Below are 19,313 nucleotides of genomic sequence, written 5' to 3'. Positions count from 1 at the left end.
TGGCTTTCCCGTTTTAAGGCGTTTCGGATTTTATCCGGCGTGTAAGGCCACGGTATGCCGTTGCCGGACGGATGGTGACGAGCTTAGAAGAGCAGTTTAACATCTTCTAATAGAACGAATGGCATTTAATTCCTAAAAGCGATTTCCCGGATGAATGCGCCACAAATTGAGGCCGAATGCTGAACTGCCGGGAGCACGCAGCGGAAGCAGAACGCGGGCCTGGGTGTAACCTTTTCCGGCTTGAATTGTTTTTCACAGGGCCGGCAAGCTGAAAAATATCAGCCGAAAATGCCGGGCAGAATTGTACATTTGAAGAAATTGATCAAAAAAAAAAAACCGATCCATGCTGACACGTGAACTCATTTGGCCCAACAGCATTGTTGTGGTGGGCGCTTCGAACAACATTTCGAAACCGGGCGGCAAACTGCTCAAAAACCTGATCGACAACCATTTTGCAGGCCAGCTGATGGCCGTAAACCCGAACGAAGAACAGGTTCAGGGCATCCCGTCGTGGCCATCGGTGGACGAGCTTCCCCCGGTTGAGCTGGCGGTGCTGGCCATCCCCGCGCGTTTTTGTCCCGAAGTGGCCGAAATCCTGGCTTCCCGAAAAGGCACCAAGGGGTTTATTGTCATTTCGGCCGGTTTCAGCGAGGAAAGCGAGGAGGGGCGCAAGCTGGAAGACCAGCTGGTGGCCGTCGCCAACAAGTACAAAGCCAGCCTGATCGGGCCCAACTGCATCGGCATCATCACCCCGGCCCACGCCAGCGTGTTCACCACGCCCGTGCCCAAGCTGCACCAAATGGGCTGCGATTTTATCTCCAGTTCGGGCGCAACGGCCGTGTTCATCATGGAATCGGGCATTCCCAAAGGCTTGCACTTTGCCAGTGTGTTTTCGGTGGGCAACTCGGCCCAGGTGGGCGTGGAAGATGTGCTGGAGTTTATGGACGACGTGTTTGACCCGGAAACCAGCACGCGCGTCAAACTGTTGTATATCGAAAGTATTACCAATCCCGATAAACTGCTGAAACATGCCCGTTCGCTGATCCGCAAAGGATGCCGGATCGCAGCCATCAAAGCGGGCAGCAGCCAGGCCGGGAGCCGCGCTGCTTCGTCGCATACGGGCGCCATGGCCAGCTCCGATGCCGCAGTGGAAGCCTTGTTCCGCAAGGCGGGCATCGTACGCTGCTACGGCCGCGAAGAACTGACCACTGTGGCCAACGTGTTTATGTGCAAAGAGATGAAAGGAAAGCGCATGGCCATCATCACCCATGCCGGGGGGCCGGCCGTGATGCTCACCGACGCGTTGGAAGCCGGTGGGTTGAAGATTCCGAAAATTGAAGATTCGCCCCAAAAGCAGGCCTTAAAAGAAAAGCTGTTTCCCGGCTCATCGGTGGAAAACCCTATCGACTTTCTGGCCACGGGCAATGCCGAACAGTTGGGCGCGATCATCGATGCCTGCGACCGCGACTTCAAGGAAGTGAACGGCATGGCGGTGATTTACGGTAGTCCGGGCCTTTTCCCGGTGGGCGATGTGTACGAGGTGCTCAACAAAAAAATGCATACCTGCAAGAAACCGATCTACCCGATTTTGCCTTCGGTGCTGAACGTGAAGGACGATGTGGCGCATTTCATCCAGGCTGGCAACGTGACTTTCCCCGATGAAGTGCTGCTGGGCCGTGCGCTCAGCCGGGTGTACAACACGCCGAAACCGCACGAAGACCGTATTTATCTCGAAGGGGTGGATATCCCGGAGGTTCGCCGGATCATCGACCATGCCAAAGATGGCTACCAATCGCCCGAGGTGGTGCACCGCCTGTTTGATGCTGCCGGCATTCCGCGTGTGCAGGAGCGGGTGGCGCAAACAAAGGAAGAGGCTCTGGCATTTGCCGAAGAACTGGGCTTTCCGCTGGTGATGAAAGTGATCGGGCCGGTGCATAAAACCGATGTTGGCGGGGTGGTGCTGAACGTGCGCAGCGCCGAAACGGTGGCCAGCGAGTTTAAACGGCTGATGGCCATTCCCGAAACAACCGCCGTGCTGATGGCCGAAATGGCTTCGGGTATCGAACTGTTTATCGGCGCCAAGTACGAAGACCGCTTTGGGCACATCATCCTGTGCGGCATGGGCGGCATTCTGGTGGAGGTGCTGAAAGATGTCACCTCGGGCCTGGCGCCGCTGACCCTGTGCGAAGCCTCGTCGATGATCAAAAACCTCAAGTCGTACCAGCTCATTAAAGGCTACCGCGGACAGGAAGGGGTGAACCAGCGCAGGTTTGCCGAAATCATCGTCCGGCTGTCGAGCCTGCTGCGTTTTGCCACCGAAATCAAGGAGATGGACATCAACCCGCTACTGGGCAAAGGCGATAAAATTGTGGCCGTGGACGCCCGGATACGGATTGAGAAGTAGAGGAGAGGTTCGGCAGGAACGGCTTAACAAAATGGACAGCCGGTTGTTTATGAGGATAAACTTTTCGGATGAAGCGGTTACTCTTCAACATTCAGCGTGTATTTCAACCGTCGGCCGACGAAATGGCGGCCCTCGAAAAAGCCATACAAATTGTCCATCTGAAGAAAAACGATTTCTTTTTGAAGGAAAACGAAATTTGCAGCTCGGTCACTTTTATTGAAAAGGGGAGCATGCGCTTGTTCTATGAATCGCCCGACAAAGAGGTCTGCAACGATTTCTTTTTCGAAAATTCGCTGGTTGGTTCCCTGGCCGGTTTTCTCACGCAAAGCCCGTCGATTGTGAATATCGCTGCCATTGAACCGTGTGAGTTGCTGGTGTTCGACTATCCGGATGTCATGAAGCTGACTGAAAATTGGCCTGCCTGGCGAAAACTGGCTGACATTCTGGTGCAGGAACAGTTTGTCAGGGCCGAAAAACGCGAGGCGTCCCTCTTGCGTAATTCGCCGGAGGAGCGTTTTAAAAATTTGCTGGAAGAACATCCGAAGATTTTTAAACGGGTGCCGCTGCGCTACGTGGCGAGCTACCTGGGAATTACCCCGGAAACGTTAAGCCGCTACCGCGCCCGCTTTTTGGCTTGACCAACGGAACGGTTCTCTTTCTTTTTATAAACGGACTTCCGTGTCTTCTTTCTTGATTTGAATCAAGTGTTTTCGGTTTCGGCTTCCGTTTCTTTGTTGTGTTAAAATTTATTAGCTATGAAAACACAATCAAAAAAGGAAACCTTGTTGGTTTTAACCGATGTTATCCGGGTGTTGGTCGGCAATGCCGAAACGAAAAACACCTACGCCGTATTCGAAGAAAATGTGCCGCCGCTGGGTGGACCTCCGCCACACCGTCATCCCGATGAAGAGATCTTTTATGTGCTCCGGGGTGAATTCGAATTTATCCTGCATGATCTGCAACGTCCGTTTCGGGCCATGCCGGGCAGTGTGGTGCATGTGCCGTCGAATGCTTTGCATACCTTTAAAAATGTGGGTGGAACTGCCGGGAAGATGGTGGTGCTTTTAAGTCCGGGCGACTTGCTCGACTATTTCAGGGCCATTGGAACTCCGCTCAAAAACGAATCGGATGAGCCGGACCTGAACCAGGTACCTGACTTTTCGAAATTGGATATTCACCGGGCTTTCGAGTTGGCGCCAATCCATCAAATTGAATTTGAATTGCCCGGGATTGTCAAAAATGAAGTAAATTGACAAATCGTTTTTAACAGACCATGATTGTTGTTGACCTGATAAAAAATAACCGTGGAGAGGTTTATGCAAAGCTTAGTTACGAGCCGCAGAAAAATTACCTGCTCATGAAATGGATCGGGCCCTGCACGGAGGAAGAGGTGAAAACGGCTTCCATGCGGATGTACGAATGGCAAAAGCAGGATGGACAGCGGTTTCAATGCCGGTTTCATGTGCACGACACGAAGGAAATTGAAGGTGCCTGGGCCGGTTTGGTGGATTGGATCAGCAATTATTTTTTCCCACTGAACTACGCCTGCGGATTGCGCTTCAACATCAGTATCACTTCGCCCGATTTGTTTTCAAAACTCTCTTCGCTGGAGCTGAAAAAGAGAAGCAATTATCAGGTCACAACAATCCTCTGCGAAACGATTTCACAAGCCGAAGCCTGGCTCACCCAAAAGTATTCGGAAATGAACTGACGGTGCCGGGACAGGTGCTCCCCGCTTTCAAACAGGAAATCTTGTTTTATTTGGGCGATCTCTCACGCAACCCTTCGATGATGGTTGTCATCTCCGTGCCAGCGGATGCAGATTCGTAAGTACCCTGAGATCATTATTCATCAATTGAAATTGTACGTTATGTCTTTTATTAATAGCCAGATATATGATTATATCTTCATCGTCGGCGTTGTGCTGTTGGCAGCCTGCGATACCGATGATCCGGCAGATGTTAGCCGGGAAATGGAAATTGTGGTGCCGGTAACCACGTGTTGGGTTTCGGATTCCTTTCAACTGAAAGTTACTTTCAATGGCGAGGAAGATGAAACAGTTCCGGTTAGCTGGAGTTTGTCCGATGACAGCAAAGCCAACCTGGGACAAAACGGGGAAATCTTGCTGAAAAAGGAAGGGCAGCTGCGTTTGTTTGCGCAGTCAGGCGATCTGTCGGCCAGCTATGAATTGGAAATCAAACCCCTGCGCCTGATGTATCAGACCGCCGGAGCTGAAGTGAATGCCATCAAATCTTTCAACTGGTCGGATGGCGAAACGGAGATATTGCTGAATAATACCTGGGAATCTTCTGCTCCCCGGATTTCGCCTGACGGTTCCATGCTTGTTTTTGCCGATACCGTGGATGCATACAATAGCGACATTTTTATCTATAAGTTGGCAACGGCAGAGCGTTTTCCGGTGGCCAGCCATCCGCTTTCGGATGATCAGCCGGTCTGGAGCAGCGACTCAAAAAAAATTATTTTCCGCAGTTTCCGGGATGAGGGACTGGGCTGTATTTATGCCTATGATCTTGGCGCTTCGTCGTTGGTAAACCTGACGCCAGACCCGGTGAATGCAGCTTGGGCCAATCTGGACCCGGCCATCTCGCCCGATGGGAAAACAATGGCGTCATCCAACAATGTGAATGGCTTACACGATATTTGGCTGCACAACCTGGAAACAGGAAACCGGCAGACAGCTGTGTTTACCCTGGAGTATGACGGCGAACCTGCTTGGTCGCCCGATGGTAAAAAGCTGGTGTTCCGCAGTAATTTCAGCTACAGTCCGAGAAATGCCGATCTGGTCATTCTGGATCTGGAAACCGGGAGTATGCAACGACTGGAGATTGATGGGATTGAACGGCAACCAAGCTGGTCGCCCAACGGAAAGTATATCGCCTTTTCGCACGAGCTTGGCAATTCCCCACCGTCCATCCGGTACGTCGATGTGGAGAAACCAGGTGAATTGTGCCTGATCGGTGAGCATTACGGGTACAGTCCGGTATTTTATTGAGTTAGCGCTGAATTAAAATCTCGAAAATAATTCTGCAAACGGAGGACAAAGTCTGCGCAGGACTTGGTCCTTCTTTTTTGCGAATGTGTTGGATCGATTTTGCATACTGGAGTGCATGCGGTTGGAATTCAGTAGTTGAAAGAGGATTGATGTGGCTATTTGTGTTGCTGAAATCAGCGAAAAATATTAATTCATTATTTTTTGAAAAAATATACGGGTAGCCATTGACTTTTATCTGGCATTTTCATAAAATGCATTATCTGTGCTGATGAGTTTCAATAGTTCTCTTTTAGGTTTTGGGAAAGGGTTTTGCAGCTTGTTTGTCAGATAAAATGAATTGATAATCAAAATAAACAGGATAAGCTATGATTACAGGATTGAACTTGGTGAAAATTTTTACCGGAAGTGAACTCACCGTAAACTTATTGAGGGAGGAATTGGAAAATAATGGCATTACGTCCATCGTGAAAGATGAATTCAGTTCAGGGCTGGCTGCCGGCTTTGCTGGTGGTGTCCCTTCAGCCATCGATCTGTATATTCAGGAATCGGATGTTGCCGAGGCAGAACCCATTATTCATGATTTAGTTCGACAGGCCAAGTAGTTGGTTTTACTTGTTCCGGTTGAATATGTCCAGTGCTGCCGGGAACGGTTGCAAGGCACGTTCGAATATGCCCAGCGAATAGGCAATTGTCAACCCGTAATTGGTGATGGGGATGCCCAGTTGGCGGGCTTTCATGATCCGTGACAGCATTTCGCGGCGGTTCCACATGCATGCCCCACAATGGATAATAAGCTTGTAATCGGCAATGTTTTCCGGGAAATCACGGCCTCGGGCGTTGTCGATTTCTAATTTACCGCCCACATACTGGGTGAGCCAACGCGGAATTTTCACGGTTCCGATGTCTTCGCCAATTGGATGGTGCGAGCAGGCTTCGGCAATCAACACTTTGTCGCCGGCTTTCAGTTTGTCGATGGCCATGGCGCCGCGCACCATTTCAGCCAGGTCGCCCTGGTGGCGGGCAAACAGGATGGAGAAACTGGTCAGCGGAATTTCGGGTGGCGTGTCGGCAGCTACCTTTAAAAAGGCTTGGCTGTCGGTTACTACCAGTTTGGGCGGTTTGTTCAGCCGGTTGAGGGCTTCGCGTAATTCCCGTTCTTTCACCACCATGCAAAACGAATCGCCATCCAGCAAATCGCGGATACTTTGTACTTGCGGTAAAATCAGTCTTCCTTTGGGCGCTTCCTTATCGATGGGAACGACTAAAATAGCAGCCTCTCCCGGGCCAACCAGGTCGGCAACAATGGCCGGACGGTTGATGAAATCGTCGGGCGCCGATTTTAGAATCGCTTCGCGCAGCTCTTGAATGCCTGTTTGTTGGGTGGCTGAAGTTTTGATTACCGGAAGTTTTTCAGCCGAAAAACTGTTTGCCATGCAGGGGCGCGACTCGTACAAATCGTTTTTGTTGAACACCAAAATCACCGGGACTTCGCGTTCACGCAATTCCTGCAGAATCTTTTCCTCGAAATCGCCCCAATCCTGGCTGGTTGAAACAATGATGCCCAAATCGGTACGGTCGATCACTGCCATTGTTTTTTGGATGCGTTTTTCGCCCAGCGCGCCCACATCGTCAACACCGGCTGTGTCGATAAACAACACCGGCCCCAGCGGCAGTAGTTCCATCGGCTTTTCAACCGGGTCGGTTGTTGTACCGGCAATGTCCGAAACAATGGAAACTTCCTGTTGGGTGAGGGCGTTCAGCAACGACGATTTACCTACGTTGCGGCGTCCGAACAGACCAATGTGCAGGCGAAATGATTTGGGAGCTTTCATGAATGAATAAATTCTATGCGAAAGTAAAAAGCTTGTGCAATTATACCAATGTTTTTTGAAAAAGAAGGGTACAAAAAAAGCCGGAAGAACCGGCCTTTGCAATGTATTGTATCTTGTTGGTTATTTTTTTTCACCACAAGATTTTTTCTCAGCGCAGCATGCTTTTTTTTCTTCGGCAGTTTTCTTTTCACTGCAAGCTTCTTTCTTTTCAGCACAGCACTCTTTTTTCTTCTCTTTGTCGTCCTGGCTCACGGAGCTAACCTGTTCGGTACCGGCTTTTTCAACGTTGGCAGGAACGTTCAATGCGTAAGTAACTCCAAAAGCAAAAACAACGGCTAATACAAAAACCAACTTTTTCATAATTCTTCCAATTTTTTAGTTAATAACGTCAGCAATTTATCGAGAATAATTCTAAATAAAAATAGCGTTAACAACTATTTAGAAATTTTTCGAAATGTCGATATGTTGGCTAAAACCCTAGTTTATTAACTGTTTCGGGCAAAATTAACGCGTCAAATTCTGTTTTGGACATAAGTTCTTTTTCGAGTACTACCGACCGGATGGTTTTCTGTTGGTTCTTTGCTTCCCGGGCTAGTTGAGAACAGGTTTCGTAGCCCAGTTTGGCGATCAGGGCAGTAATGATGGCTGTTGAGCCAAGCACATGTTCCCGGCATTTATCGGTATTGGCCGTCATGCCTTTTACGCATTTGTGGTGCAAGGCAGACGCGGCATTTTCAAGTAGTTGCAGGCTTGCGAGCAGGGCATCGGCAATTGCGGGCAGAAAGGGATTAAGCTCGAGGTTGCCGCTCATGGCCGCCTGGGTGATGAGCTGGTCGTTGCTGATAACCTGCATGGAGGCTTGTATTACCGTTTCGGGAATGACCGGGTTGACTTTCCCCGGCATGATGGACGAGCCGGCCTGTACGGGCGGCAGGTTGATTTCGCCAAAACCGGCATCAGGGCCGCTGGAAAGCAGCCGTAAGTCATTCGATACTTTGATCAGGTTGGTGGCACAAGCTTTCAGAATACCGGACACTTCGACAAACACATCTGCATTTTGCGTGTTTTCCATCAGGTTTTCGGCGCGGGCCAGCGAGGTGTTGGTCAGTTCGCGCAGTCGGTCGGTGGCCCGGAAGATGAACTGGCGCGGCGCTCCCAAACCGCTGCCAATGGCCGTGCCACCCAGGTTGATTACCCGCAGGCGTTCTTCGCACTTGTAAATGCGCCAGCGGTCGCGGTTGAAGGCTTCGGCATAGGCAGCCATTTCGCGGCCCAGCGTGGTGAGCACAGCATCTTGCAATTGGGTACGGCCAATTTTTACGATGTGAGCAAACTCTTTCTCTTTTTGCTGAAAGGCTTCCTGAAGTCCCAGCACGGCCTGTTCCAGTTTTCGCAGCAAAAAAATGGCTGCCAGCTTAAGGGCAGTGGGGTAGGTGTCGTTGGTGGACTGGTGCAGGTTGATATCGTCGAGCGGCGATATCGCATCATAGTTGCCCGGTTCTTTCTCCAGGATTTGTAAAGCCCGGTTGGCAATCACTTCGTTCACGTTCATGTTGGTGGATGTGCCTGCTCCTCCCTGGAGGGCATCCACCAAAACCCAATCAGCAAGGAAACCTGATGCCATTTCGTGGCAGGCGCGTTCAATGGCACCGGCTTTTTCATCATCTTTAAAATAGCCAAGCTCACGGTTGATTTGGGCGCAGGCCAGTTTTACCCAGCCGTAGGCTTTCACCAGTTCGCGATTTACTGGCCTTCCGGTCAGATTGAAGTTCTCCAGCGCCCTGGCCGTGTGAATGCCGTACAGCGCATCAGCCGGGATTTCCTTTGTTCCTATAAAATCACTTTCAGTGCGGGTTTTCATGGAGTTTCAAGTTCCAGGTTTCAAGTTCTAGGTTTCAAGTTCCAAGTTCCAGGTTCCGGGTTTCAAGTTTCAAGTTGTCCATTGTCCATGCCTAAATATATTACCAATGACCAATGACCAATTTTTAGCAAAAAACATCCTTCTGTCCCTGTTTTACCCGGTCAACCAGTTTTCGGGCCCGGTCGCGGGGCAGGCCTTCCATTTCGGCAATGGTGTCCTCAATTAGTTTTACACCGATGCTGAAAGTTTCGGGCGATGCGTAATTGTTGAGGTATTCCATAAAGCTGGACAGGGCATTGGGGCCGCAGTGGGCTTTGATGGCGCCTGGTTTGGCCAGGTCCATAAAATCTTGTCCGGTACGCCCAAGCCGGTAGCAGCCGGTGCAAAACGAAGGGATGTAGCCCATTTGTGCCACATCGCGGATCACCTCGTCGAGTGGGCGGTGGTCGCCCAGGCTGAATTGACCGGAAGTGTCATCCTCAACTTCTTCTTCGTAACCGCCCGGGTTCGTGCGGCTGCCTGCCGAGATCTGCGAAACGCCCAGCGCAAAGGTTTCACGACGCATCTGTGCCGTTTCGCGGGTTGACATGATGATGCCGGTGTAAGGAACGGCCAGTCGAAGGATGGCCACAATCTTCCGGAATTCGAGGTCGGAAACGGCAAATGGCGGGTGCGAAGCAATGTCGGAGCCGGTGGCCGGTTCCATGCGGGGAACACTGATGGTGTGCGGGCCAACGCCAAATACGCGCTCCAGCTCGTGAATGTGCTGCATCATGGCCAGCAGTTCGAAGCGGTAGTCGAACAGTCCAAAGAGTACGCCGATACCCACATCGTCGATGCCGGCTTCCATGGCCCGGTGCAGTGAAGTAGCCCGCCAGTCGTAATTCATTTTTTTACCGCCAACATGTACTTTTTTATAGGTTTCGTGGTGGTACGTTTCCTGAAAAATTTGATATGTACCTATCTTTTCTGCCTTAAGCAGTTTGAATTCATCCACTGAAAGCGGGGCCACGTTTACATTCACGCGGCGGATTTCGGAGTCGTTGTATCGGGCTTCGTAAACCGAGCGGATGGAGTCGAGCACATATTGAAAGCCTTGTTTTGGGTACGATTCGCCGGCAACCAGCAATACACGTTTGTGCCCTTGTTTGATGAGCGCCTCGGTTTCGTGGCGGACCTCGGTCTGGTTCAGCGACCGGCGAACGATGGCTTTGTTTTTGGCCCGGAAGGCGCAATATACACACTCGTTGGCGCATAGGTTGGAAATATAAAGCGGGGCAAATAGCACCAGCCGTTTCCCGTAAATAGTGTCCTTGATGTGGTTGGCCGTCTGGAATAGCTCGTGCAGTTGCAACGGGTCGCTGATTCCGGTAAGCACGGCCACTTCCTGTAAGTCGAGGCCTTTCATTTCGCGGGCCTTGGCCAACACGTCGGTTACCTGTTCGTAGCTTGGTTTGCTGTATTTTTGAAGAATGTTGCTGATCTCTTGTTCGTTGATGAATGATGCGTTTGTTATTTCCATGATGTTTATTTTTTTGCCAATCCTGATTTTACCTGAACTCCCTCAATACTTCCCAGGCGGCCGGTCAATTTTCCCAGGTCGTCGGTTGTGCTGTCAACCACCAGCGTAATAACAGAGGTGTTGCCCTTGATGTGAGGTACGCCGGTGCGTGCCAGAATAAGATCGGCATGATTGGAAAGAATTTCGTTAACCGTTGCCGCACAGCTATTCCGGTCATCAATGATGATGCCGACAAAGCCCAGACGCTTTTTTGTATTCATGATTTTTGGTTTTTTTGCGGGTAAGGAGATCGAAAGATCGGGCAGGATTGAAATTCAATCTGAAATCATCAGTTGACAATCATCAATCCATCGTTCCCCTTGAAGTCAGCCGGTTGACCTTCCCGCAGGTTATGCGGCAAAGTTACAATTGTTTGGGCACAAAAAAGAAACAAAGTTCACCTCTTCGGGAAAATATCCGGCAGGAGGAAACTGTCATCCTGCTTTTGTTCGGGTTGAATCTGTTTCAGGAAATCGAAAACGGATTGTTTTTTTGGGTTGGTTTTTAGTTCGGCCATTTCTTTTCTGTTTCATAACGAACCACTCTTCTGGTGGTTTTCCAGTATTGCCGAAATTTGTTGTTGGATGCAATAAGCCGCTGAAATATGTATCTTTGCCGCATGAAAACAGTGCAGGAAATAGTCATGCAGCAAACCTTTTCCCGTGATGATTTGGTTGTTTTGCTGAATACCGAAGGGGAGGAGCGGACGCAATTATTCAGCGTAGCCGCAGCCCGTAAAGAGGACGTGGTTGGGCGGAAAGTTTTTTTTCGCGGGCTGATCGAGTTTTCGAATATCTGCTCGAAAGATTGCCTGTATTGCGGCATCCGAAAAAGCAATGACAAGGTGGTGCGCTATGATGCTACCGATGAGGAGATTCTGGAGGCCTGCCGCTTTGCCTGGCAAAATCGATTTGGTTCGGTCGTGCTTCAGTCCGGCGAACTTTCATCGCCGGTCTTTGTCGAGCGGGTGGACGGCTTGCTGAAAGCCATTAAAAAACTGTCGAACGGCGAACTGGGCATTACCCTTTCCTGCGGCGAGCAGAGCCGCGAAACTTACCGGCGCTGGTTCGAAAGCGGAGCACACCGCTATCTGCTCCGCATAGAAAGTTCAACGCCTGAACTGTATGCAAAAATCCACCCCAACAATGATCATCATTCGTTTGAGAAAAGGCTGAATTGCCTGAGTTTGTTGAAAGAATGCGGCTATCAGGTGGGCACGGGTGTGATGATCGGACTGCCGTTTCAAACTCTCGAAAACCTGGCCGATGATCTGCTTTTCCTGAAAAAAATAGATGTGGACATGGTTGGTATGGGGCCCTATATTGAGCATGAAGAAACACCGCTTTATGAGCATCGTTATTTACTGAAATCGAAGCAGGAACGTTTTGACCTGGCCTTGAAGATGGTGGCCGCGTTGCGCCTGCTGCTGCCGGATATCAACATTGCGGCGGCAACCGCTTTGCAGGCCATTGATCCGGCCGGACGGGAAAAAGCCCTGAAAATCGGTGCCAACGTCATTATGCCCAACCTGACGCCATGTAGTTACCGTAAGGAATATCAGCTTTACGAAGATAAGCCCTGTTTGGATGAAGACGCCGACCTGTGCAAAAATTGTTTGGAAGCCCGGATAGAGCTGGCCGGAAGCGAAATTGGTTACGGCGAATGGGGCGACTCCCGGCATTTTTTCAGCCGGGGTAATCGCCCGAAATAAAATCCAATGGCATTATCGTTGTCTTCAAAACATCCTTAGTGACAAATTGCTTTTTTAACACTGAGGTGGTTCGGTCCCGAGTATTTGATCAGGTAAATTCCCGGGGCATTTGTTGGGGCTTCCCATTCGAAGGTATGATATCCTTTGCTGAGGTTCCCTTGAAAAACAGTGGAAACCAGTTGTCCTTCCAAATTAAAAACAGATATGTTTACTGTTTCATTCGATTTCGAATAAACAGGAATCCGGGTATTGCCGGTAAACGGATTCGGATAATTCTGAAGCAGGAAACTCTGGTCGGATTGGCTGACTGTCTCTTCAACCCCGGTAGCCGTGTTCGCTTTTCCGGGGCTTCCGTTTATGCTTTGCGAGGTAAACCAGTTTGCGGCCAGGGAATTGTCTTGGTTCGGATCATTGAGACCCAACGTGTAGCCTCCTCCATTTGGTTCGGTTGGCCACGGATATTCCGATGCATAGCAAACCTGATCAACCAAATTGCTCGTATTGTCAAACAGCCGGATGCATTCACCCGCACTGCTGAACCCAAATCCAAGAGGTCCCTGAACGTCAGAAGTTTCCGGATGGATTAGTGAAAAATTAGTCGGTTCCCGGCATACAACCAAATATTCATTTGGAGCCAACACCGTATTGGGCGCAAATTTAAAACTATTGGCATCATCAGAATCTTTCAATGTCCAGTTGGTCAGGTTGATGTAGCGTGTGCTGTTGTTGTACAGTTCCACCCAATCGTCACTGTCAAATTCGTTGGCCGGATTGTACATGATTTCATTGATCACAACCGTTCCGGATTGATCATCTTCCTCGAAAACAGCAGTCAGGCTCATATCGGTTTCCATAGAAACCTGTATTTTGGGTTCGGTTGACTGCAAGTCGCCTTCCCATCTGACAAACTTGTAACCGGCAGGGGCAAGGGCTGTCAATTCAATCGGTATTTGGTTGAAATATATGCCATCCCAGGGGAACTCGTTGATGGTGATGGTATTTAGATAGATGTAAGCGTCATCGCAACCGGTTATGTTTAAGTTGACTATTTGAGTATCTGCTATAGCAAACTGCTCCAGCATGATTTTACGCATGGCTGAAGGTCTTTTGTCTGCAAAATTTTTAATGCCATCGACGTTATGGAGCCAAATATCATAGTCGCTTCCCCACTTTTCGGTATGTGCATCAATTTCGTCATCAATCTGATTGGCGTAATTTGTCACCAAAGGGTTTACTTTTTGCGGCAACAGCGTTGTATTCATGTGGTCCGCAAAAGTATTGATAAAGCGTTTTTTGAAGCTTTCATTTTGCATAAGTGATCTGAAAAGTAAAGTTGACCAAGCTGGGTTGGGCCAATCTGTACCGTCTGGCTTAAGAGCAATGGCAATGCTATTGGTATAAACCGATGCAGGATCCCATAACCCAAAACCTGTGTCAACATCGAAAAGTATCCACCTCCATTTACTTTGTGCAGAATTTTCTCTCCAATATTTGATGTTGTTCCCGGGCCAGTCGTCATTGTAGCTGAACAGTTCAATCACATTGTAACGGATGTAATTATCGATATCCATCTGTGTTTTCACGTACTCGTAATTGCCTTCAAAGGACATGTCGTTGTTGTAAATGAACGACATCATCTCCCGGTAATGTTCGTTTGATCCGTAAATAATTTCTGAATCAAGTTCCAGAAGGTTAATCTCATCGGAATCAATCCCGTTGTTGTCGGCCAGGAAATGTTCGTTTACTTTTTCGCGAATGTTGTGTATGCCCCAATATTCGCCATTTAGGTAAACTACGCAGGGGAAGCCGGCTTGTGCATCAAGGTTCATTTGAAGGCCAATGTTTGCGATGAAGCGATCGCGGAATAAAGTTCCCCAAAACTGGTTCTCTCCGAAATTGTCCGTGCCACCGCTACGCAGGATGATACTTTCAAATTTATCGATGGGTTTATCGTCAAAAAGTTTGCAGTTAATATTTTTATCGCCGTACTGGGACCGGGCATAGACGGCCATAGACTTTTGTGTATATCCACGGGTGTAGTTTCCAAAAATTTTCAGTCCGGCATCAATCGAAAAACCGCTCTTTCCCGATGGAAAATAGAGCTCAACATGGGCCGGCTTTTCCCAGTCCTGCCAAAAGTTTGCTCCTTTGTACGGGAAATTCGGGGACGCATTGGGCCCTTTCACGTAAATTCCGGTGTTGTAGTCCCAAAGATTATCCGGATTGGTAGAAACAAATACGATTGGAAGAGATTTGTCATATTCGGGATAATAGCTTTGAGTTATTATTTTCCCCGGAAAATAACCGTATTTGATAATCCGCGCCCGGATTGTTGTAGGTTCTGAAATTGTAATCGGATTAATGAAGAAAAGTGAATTCAGATTCGGGTCTGAACCGTCAGTGGTATAATAAATTGTATCTCCTGCATTTGCTGTTGAAAGGCTTAAAGTTACGGAATTGTTGAATATGCCACCTTCCTGCGAGAACACCGGTGTCAGATGCTCGTCAATAATAAGTGCTTGCGAAGTGTTGGCTTCCCAAGGTGTAGGATATGCAAAAATAAAAAGTTGACTGAAGTCTCCTTCCTTGTATCCTGTTGAGATGTCAATAGGGATTGGTGTGATGATTAACTCATCAATTTCTTGACCGTTTGCGTTGAAAATGAACAGACTGTCTCCGTGTGCATCGAGTTTAAAGTTAGTGTGCAGGTTTGCTCCTGCCAGATTAAGAATTGGCGGAGCGACATTATCCGGATATTTATGCGTTAATGCGGATAGGAAAGGTATTGCAGTGAAATCGGATGATCCGGCATGATTATTATGGACCTGTACAGCCAACACGTTGGCGCCTGTTTGTAACAGTTCTGCAAAATTTTCAATGTTGAATAATCCGGGACTAAATCCCTGGTAGATATTTGCTTCGTGATCAACTGTTGCTAATGCATCAAAGGCTGGAGCTACACCGGAGGTTCCCAGGTTGGCCCGGGCAATTTCCGTCCCATTAAGGTAGGCAACAAATCCATCGTCATAATCCATGGATAAAACCATCTGTTGAATTTCAGAAAGACCATCTATGGTGAATTCTTTTCGCATGAAGATGCTGGTAAGTGGTTGGATAATGGTTGCATCATCGTTGTCGCCGTACCCGAATCCCGATGTTCCTGTGGCCCAGGATGAGTCATCAAATTCGGGAGAATACCATCCGGAAATTTCTTGCTGAGGAACCAGATATTTCCAATCGTCTCCTTTTTTAATTAGGGATTTCCAATGGCTTGGAATGTTTTTCCTGTCTTTTCCGGATGCAAACACCACGATGATTTCTCCGCTTTGTAGCTCCATGTCCGGAAATTGCCATTGCGTAGGATTTTTGAGGTCGTCGGCCAGGAAATATTCCGAAAGGTTAATGATTTGCGAACTTGTATTGATCAATTCAATCCAGTCCGGGAATTCCCCATCTTCATCCAATAGGGTATGGGTATTAGATGACATGATCTCATTAATTTGAAGTTTCTGGGCTTGTCCGGGCAGAACGCTCAAATAAAAAAATATAGCTGACAGGAGTAGAAGTTTATTCATCCTTTGAGATTTAGTCGTTTGTTTTAATTGTCCTGATCCAACGGATAGAATTGGTCTTCGACGTTGAAAATTTTATTTTTCTCGTAATAATAGATGATGATTTTTGCCGTGTCCCGCAGAAAATTGATGGAAACAATTTCAACCCGGTGAATATTGATGCCGGTTCTTTTTCGCAAATCCTCAATAAGCGCTTGATGGTTGTTCTGGGCGATTAGCTCAATTTTTTCGTACAATACTTTTTTGGACGACTCGTGCGACAGCAGAAAGGCAAATTCCAACACCCACAGAATAACAACCAAGGCCAGATTGGCCAGGAGTACCTCGGCGTAGGGAATGTATTCGTCGGAAATTGAATTAATAACAGCCACCCCAATCAGTACGAACAAGTAGGTCATTTCCTTGATCTGAACCGGGTTGGTACGGTAGCGCAGAATGCCAAACAGGGCAAACAAACCAAAAGCAAAGCCCAGCTTTAGTTCTACCCCGGAAAGCAGATAGGCAAGCAAGAAGATCATGGTATTGATCAGCAGATACGTGAAGAGGTAATCTTTTCGCCTTGTTTTTTTATAGTAAATAAACCGAACGATGATCAATGTGACGAGCAGGTTGAACGAAAAACGGATGATCAGGTCCCAAAAACTGGCTGAATTGTAAAAGGCAACTTCGTTAAAGGCTTGATTAGCTAATATTGACAATAGGTTCATGTTCGATTTTTTTTATCTTTTGTATTTTTTCTTTGAACAGATTATTCTTAACATCGTTGTTTAGCAGGGCTATGCCCATACAGTATTTGCTGAAACTTTCCTGTTTTATCCGGTGAAGCTTAAGTAGCTGATTGAAGTGGCTCCGAAAGTGTCTGTCGTTGTTTTTTATTTCGGCGATGGCCAGGTTTAACAGTTTAACCCGCTTTGTTAAGTTATTCAGGTGCAAGTCAAAATCAATTGTGATACGCTCCGCTTTGTGTTTGTTTACCAGCGTTATGCGCTGGTATTGCGTGGTCAGGGCGTACTGCAGGTCTGCCGGATCAACGTTGGTGTTTTTTCGGATAAAATTATGGCCTTCAGCTGTTGATAACGGGAAGTCATCAAAATAGGCAATGCGTTTTTTTCGTGTAAAAGAGCGGTTGTTTTTATGCTTCAATTCCAGGAATTTATCTCCGCTGTCCAGGTATTCGCGAACCCGGATTTTATATCGATTTTTCTTTCCGTTGTGATGGTGGGTGTACATTGCGAACCCGGGAGTGTCGTAATAATCGGAAGTGTATCTGAAAATGCGGGTTTCGTTTGACTCAAGGATAACGTATTGTTTGGCCGCTTTTTCCAGAAGTTCAGGGATTAATCCGGCCTGAAAAATATATTTCTTGTCAAACCGATCCATTTGGTTGTTCTTCGGAAGTTCTGCCAGGGAAATACCATCCAACCCACTCGCTAAATCATTGATAACATTTGTTATCCTGGATTTATGTGATAATAATAGCTCCATGCGTTTGTGCTACAAGTCAAATTTATAGTCAATTCCAACAATATATCTTTTCTCCGGATTTGCGATATGAACGGTTTCATTCAAAAAGTAAGAAAGGCCAATCGAATTGCGCTTGTTGAATTTATAATCAAGTCCAACGGTGTAGCGGTTTTTCTCGATTTGCCTGGTCGTATATTGGTTTATCCGGTAAAAAAATTCATAGCTAATGGAAGGGGTTAGAGGCAATCCCTTAATGTTATATTCCAGTTTGATCCGGTTTCGGAAAAAGCTCTCCGGGATGTGGCCATCTGCCGAGCTGTTAATCCCCGTGTATTGGGTTTGCAGTCGTCCGCGGTAGCCAATTTTGAAGCGGTCAATCTTCGGTTCAAATTCAACCTCCCAGCTAAACCGATGTGAAGTGGCGTTGTATTTTTTCTTTTTTTCGTTGGAAATCCGGTAAAGAAAACTGGTTGAAAATATCTTTTTAGCGTATGAAATCTCTGTTCCAACAAATGTTGCATCCCGTTGGTTTAGGTTGTCTTTCAGTCGATTCGACAGTTCAATTGACAGGTCAAACCGTTTGGATAATTCTTTTTTGGCTTCAATTCCCGTCCAGAGTCCAAAATCGTTAGTTTGGGCATAATTAGTTAGTCCGGCCAATATGCCGATTATTGTCAGAATGACAACACGATGATAGTGATTGTGAGATAAGCAGTTCATCGTTTGCTTTTACTCATAAATAACCAAGTCATCCACAATCACGGTTGAGTGGTTGTCTTCTATAGTCACCGTTTGAGACACTGCAATTTTTCCGGAGGGGGATTGCCTGTCCGGATCGTCAGACATTACATAAATCGTATAGGTGCCTTTGTTGAGATATTCAAATCGATACCAGCCATCCAAACTGGTTTCAAAATCATCGGCCGGGATGCTGTCGTTACCGTAAATAATATATACATCTATTCCCTGAGCATAGTATTCGCCCAGTTTAATGGTGTAGTCGCTATTGTAATTTTTTGCGTAAACTCGTCCCATGATGGTTGAGGTGCCACCTTCCCCCTCCTCTTTTTCACAGGCTGAAAAAATACCGATGGAGAGCATCAAGATGAATGTCATCCAAAACCGGATCTGGCGAATTTTCCAGATAAGTTTTGTGAAAGAACTCAAGTATGTCGAATGAAACAAGTTGGCGATATCGTTCATTATCTTAAGATTGGTTTATTATTACATTATTTTACAAAGGAATAAATATTTTCCGATTTCGAGCATCATGATTGGGCAAGTATAGCAAAATTGAAGATAAAATGATCACGATCATCAATAATGTGGCATCAGCTGATGTTTTGCATATTGAGCAGGGAATCTTCAGAATAGTGAAATTTTTGCAGGGAGATTGGAAGCTTCATGCTGGAGAAGCCATTTTTTTCGCCACAAACCACCTGCATAGCCTACCAATTTATGGTTGCTGCCGATTACCCGGTGGCAGGGCACCAAAATGGCCAGTGGATTTTTAGAATTTGCCCCGCCAACGGCCCTGACCAATTTTTTATTTCCCAGCTGCAAGGCCAGGTCGCCATACGAAATACGGGTTCCATAAGGAATTTTACGTAGTTGCGTCCATACTTTTTGCTGAAATTCGGTGCCATGAGCACAAAGCGGCAGGTTGAACTCGTAGAGGGTTCCGGCAAAGTAAGCTTCCAGCTGTTCGATGATCTGTTCTTTCAATTCCGGGTTAAATCCAACCGTCTCGGTTTCTTTCTCGCAGAAAGTGGCCGAGCAAATCAGATCTTCCTTTGTTTCAATCAACAGGAGGCCAATCGGGGAAAAGTATGTGAATTTTTCTGTCAAAACCGATCGATTTGAGTTAACGCAAAGTTAACAAATGGGTAACATTA

Annotated in this window: 19 protein-coding genes; 8 read left to right on the top strand and 11 right to left on the bottom strand. The window is 47.5% G+C overall.

Features of this window, described 5'->3' with window-relative positions:
* Positions 1-343: 343 nt before the first annotated feature.
* The 6 genes from N2K84_RS13585 (at position 344) to N2K84_RS13560 (ending at position 6,019) form a co-directional block, all read left to right on the top strand.
* Entirely contained in the window at positions 344-2,404 is a 2,061-nt protein-coding gene (locus tag N2K84_RS13585) for an acetate--CoA ligase family protein (RefSeq protein ID WP_282592364.1), read from the top strand.
* 68 nt (positions 2,405-2,472) lie between these two features.
* Positions 2,473-3,042, top strand: coding sequence for a Crp/Fnr family transcriptional regulator (locus tag N2K84_RS13580; protein ID WP_282592363.1), 570 nt, complete (start codon positions 2,473-2,475; stop codon positions 3,040-3,042).
* A gap of 117 nt (positions 3,043-3,159) precedes the next feature.
* Entirely contained in the window at positions 3,160-3,657 is a 498-nt protein-coding gene (locus tag N2K84_RS13575; RefSeq protein WP_282592362.1) for a cupin domain-containing protein, read from the top strand.
* A gap of 104 nt (positions 3,658-3,761) precedes the next feature.
* Entirely contained in the window at positions 3,762-4,115 is a 354-nt protein-coding gene (locus N2K84_RS13570; protein WP_282592361.1) for a hypothetical protein, read from the top strand.
* Positions 4,116-4,274: 159 nt separating this feature from the next.
* On the top strand, positions 4,275-5,417 hold the full coding sequence (locus N2K84_RS13565) for a TolB-like translocation protein (protein WP_282592360.1): 1,143 nt from the start codon (positions 4,275-4,277) through the stop codon (positions 5,415-5,417).
* A gap of 365 nt (positions 5,418-5,782) precedes the next feature.
* Positions 5,783-6,019, top strand: coding sequence for a putative signal transducing protein (locus N2K84_RS13560; protein ID WP_282592359.1), 237 nt, complete (start codon positions 5,783-5,785; stop codon positions 6,017-6,019).
* 6 nt (positions 6,020-6,025) lie between these two features.
* Here N2K84_RS13560 and hydF read toward each other — a convergent pair whose 3' ends face one another.
* The 5 genes from hydF to N2K84_RS13535 form a co-directional block, all read right to left on the bottom strand.
* Positions 6,026-7,249: a [FeFe] hydrogenase H-cluster maturation GTPase HydF gene (hydF, locus tag N2K84_RS13555; RefSeq protein WP_282592358.1), complete on the bottom strand. Its 1,224-nt coding sequence runs from the start codon at positions 7,247-7,249 to the stop codon at positions 6,026-6,028.
* A 120-nt stretch (positions 7,250-7,369) separates the two neighbouring features.
* Positions 7,370-7,609, bottom strand: a complete 240-nt coding sequence (locus N2K84_RS13550) for a hypothetical protein (protein ID WP_282592357.1) — start codon at positions 7,607-7,609, stop codon at positions 7,370-7,372.
* A 109-nt stretch (positions 7,610-7,718) separates the two neighbouring features.
* On the bottom strand, positions 7,719-9,110 hold the full coding sequence (locus tag N2K84_RS13545; protein ID WP_282592356.1) for an aspartate ammonia-lyase: 1,392 nt from the start codon (positions 9,108-9,110) through the stop codon (positions 7,719-7,721).
* A 124-nt stretch (positions 9,111-9,234) separates the two neighbouring features.
* A complete protein-coding gene (gene hydG, locus N2K84_RS13540; RefSeq protein WP_282592355.1) occupies positions 9,235-10,632 on the bottom strand; it encodes a [FeFe] hydrogenase H-cluster radical SAM maturase HydG in 1,398 nt (465 codons plus the stop codon).
* A 5-nt stretch (positions 10,633-10,637) separates the two neighbouring features.
* Entirely contained in the window at positions 10,638-10,892 is a 255-nt protein-coding gene (locus tag N2K84_RS13535) for a TM1266 family iron-only hydrogenase system putative regulator (RefSeq protein WP_282592354.1), read from the bottom strand.
* A 47-nt stretch (positions 10,893-10,939) separates the two neighbouring features.
* On the opposite strand from N2K84_RS13535, the gene N2K84_RS13530 reads away from it, so the two are divergent.
* Both N2K84_RS13530 and hydE read left to right on the top strand, forming a co-directional pair.
* The gene (locus N2K84_RS13530) at positions 10,940-11,179 is read left to right on the top strand and encodes a hypothetical protein (protein ID WP_282592353.1); all 240 of its coding nucleotides are present in this window, start codon (positions 10,940-10,942) and stop codon (positions 11,177-11,179) included.
* Between the two features lie 111 nt (positions 11,180-11,290).
* Positions 11,291-12,382 (top strand): [FeFe] hydrogenase H-cluster radical SAM maturase HydE, encoded by a 1,092-nt coding sequence (gene hydE / locus N2K84_RS13525; RefSeq protein WP_282592352.1) that lies wholly within the window; start codon positions 11,291-11,293, stop codon positions 12,380-12,382.
* 35 nt (positions 12,383-12,417) lie between these two features.
* On the opposite strand, the gene N2K84_RS13520 is transcribed toward hydE, so the two are convergent.
* The 6 genes from N2K84_RS13520 to N2K84_RS13495 all read right to left on the bottom strand — a co-directional run bounded on the left by N2K84_RS13520 (position 12,418) and on the right by N2K84_RS13495 (position 19,266).
* Entirely contained in the window at positions 12,418-15,957 is a 3,540-nt protein-coding gene (locus N2K84_RS13520) for a CotH kinase family protein (protein ID WP_282592351.1), read from the bottom strand.
* Between the two features lie 23 nt (positions 15,958-15,980).
* Complete coding sequence (locus tag N2K84_RS13515; RefSeq protein ID WP_282592350.1) at positions 15,981-16,661, bottom strand: DUF4956 domain-containing protein; 681 nt, start codon at positions 16,659-16,661, stop codon at positions 15,981-15,983.
* Positions 16,636-17,439 carry a polyphosphate polymerase domain-containing protein gene (locus N2K84_RS13510; RefSeq protein WP_282592349.1) on the bottom strand — a complete coding sequence of 268 codons (804 nt, stop codon included), beginning with the start codon at positions 17,437-17,439 and terminating at the stop codon, positions 16,636-16,638. Before N2K84_RS13510 ends, N2K84_RS13515 begins: the two co-directional genes overlap by 26 nt.
* Positions 17,440-17,448: 9 nt before the next feature.
* Positions 17,449-18,138: a DUF2490 domain-containing protein gene (locus N2K84_RS13505; protein WP_282592348.1), complete on the bottom strand. Its 690-nt coding sequence runs from the start codon at positions 18,136-18,138 to the stop codon at positions 17,449-17,451.
* Between the two features lie 9 nt (positions 18,139-18,147).
* The gene (locus N2K84_RS13500; RefSeq protein ID WP_282592347.1) at positions 18,148-18,534 is read right to left on the bottom strand and encodes a hypothetical protein; all 387 of its coding nucleotides are present in this window, start codon (positions 18,532-18,534) and stop codon (positions 18,148-18,150) included.
* A gap of 249 nt (positions 18,535-18,783) precedes the next feature.
* Positions 18,784-19,266, bottom strand: coding sequence for a methylated-DNA--[protein]-cysteine S-methyltransferase (locus N2K84_RS13495; RefSeq protein ID WP_282592346.1), 483 nt, complete (start codon positions 19,264-19,266; stop codon positions 18,784-18,786).
* Positions 19,267-19,313: the final 47 nt, after the last annotated feature.

The sequence above is a fragment of the Gaoshiqia sediminis genome, from assembly GCF_025907915.1.
GTDB lineage: Bacteria > Bacteroidota > Bacteroidia > Bacteroidales > Prolixibacteraceae > Gaoshiqia > Gaoshiqia sediminis.
This window is presented reverse-complemented; position numbering and strand designations above follow the sequence as displayed.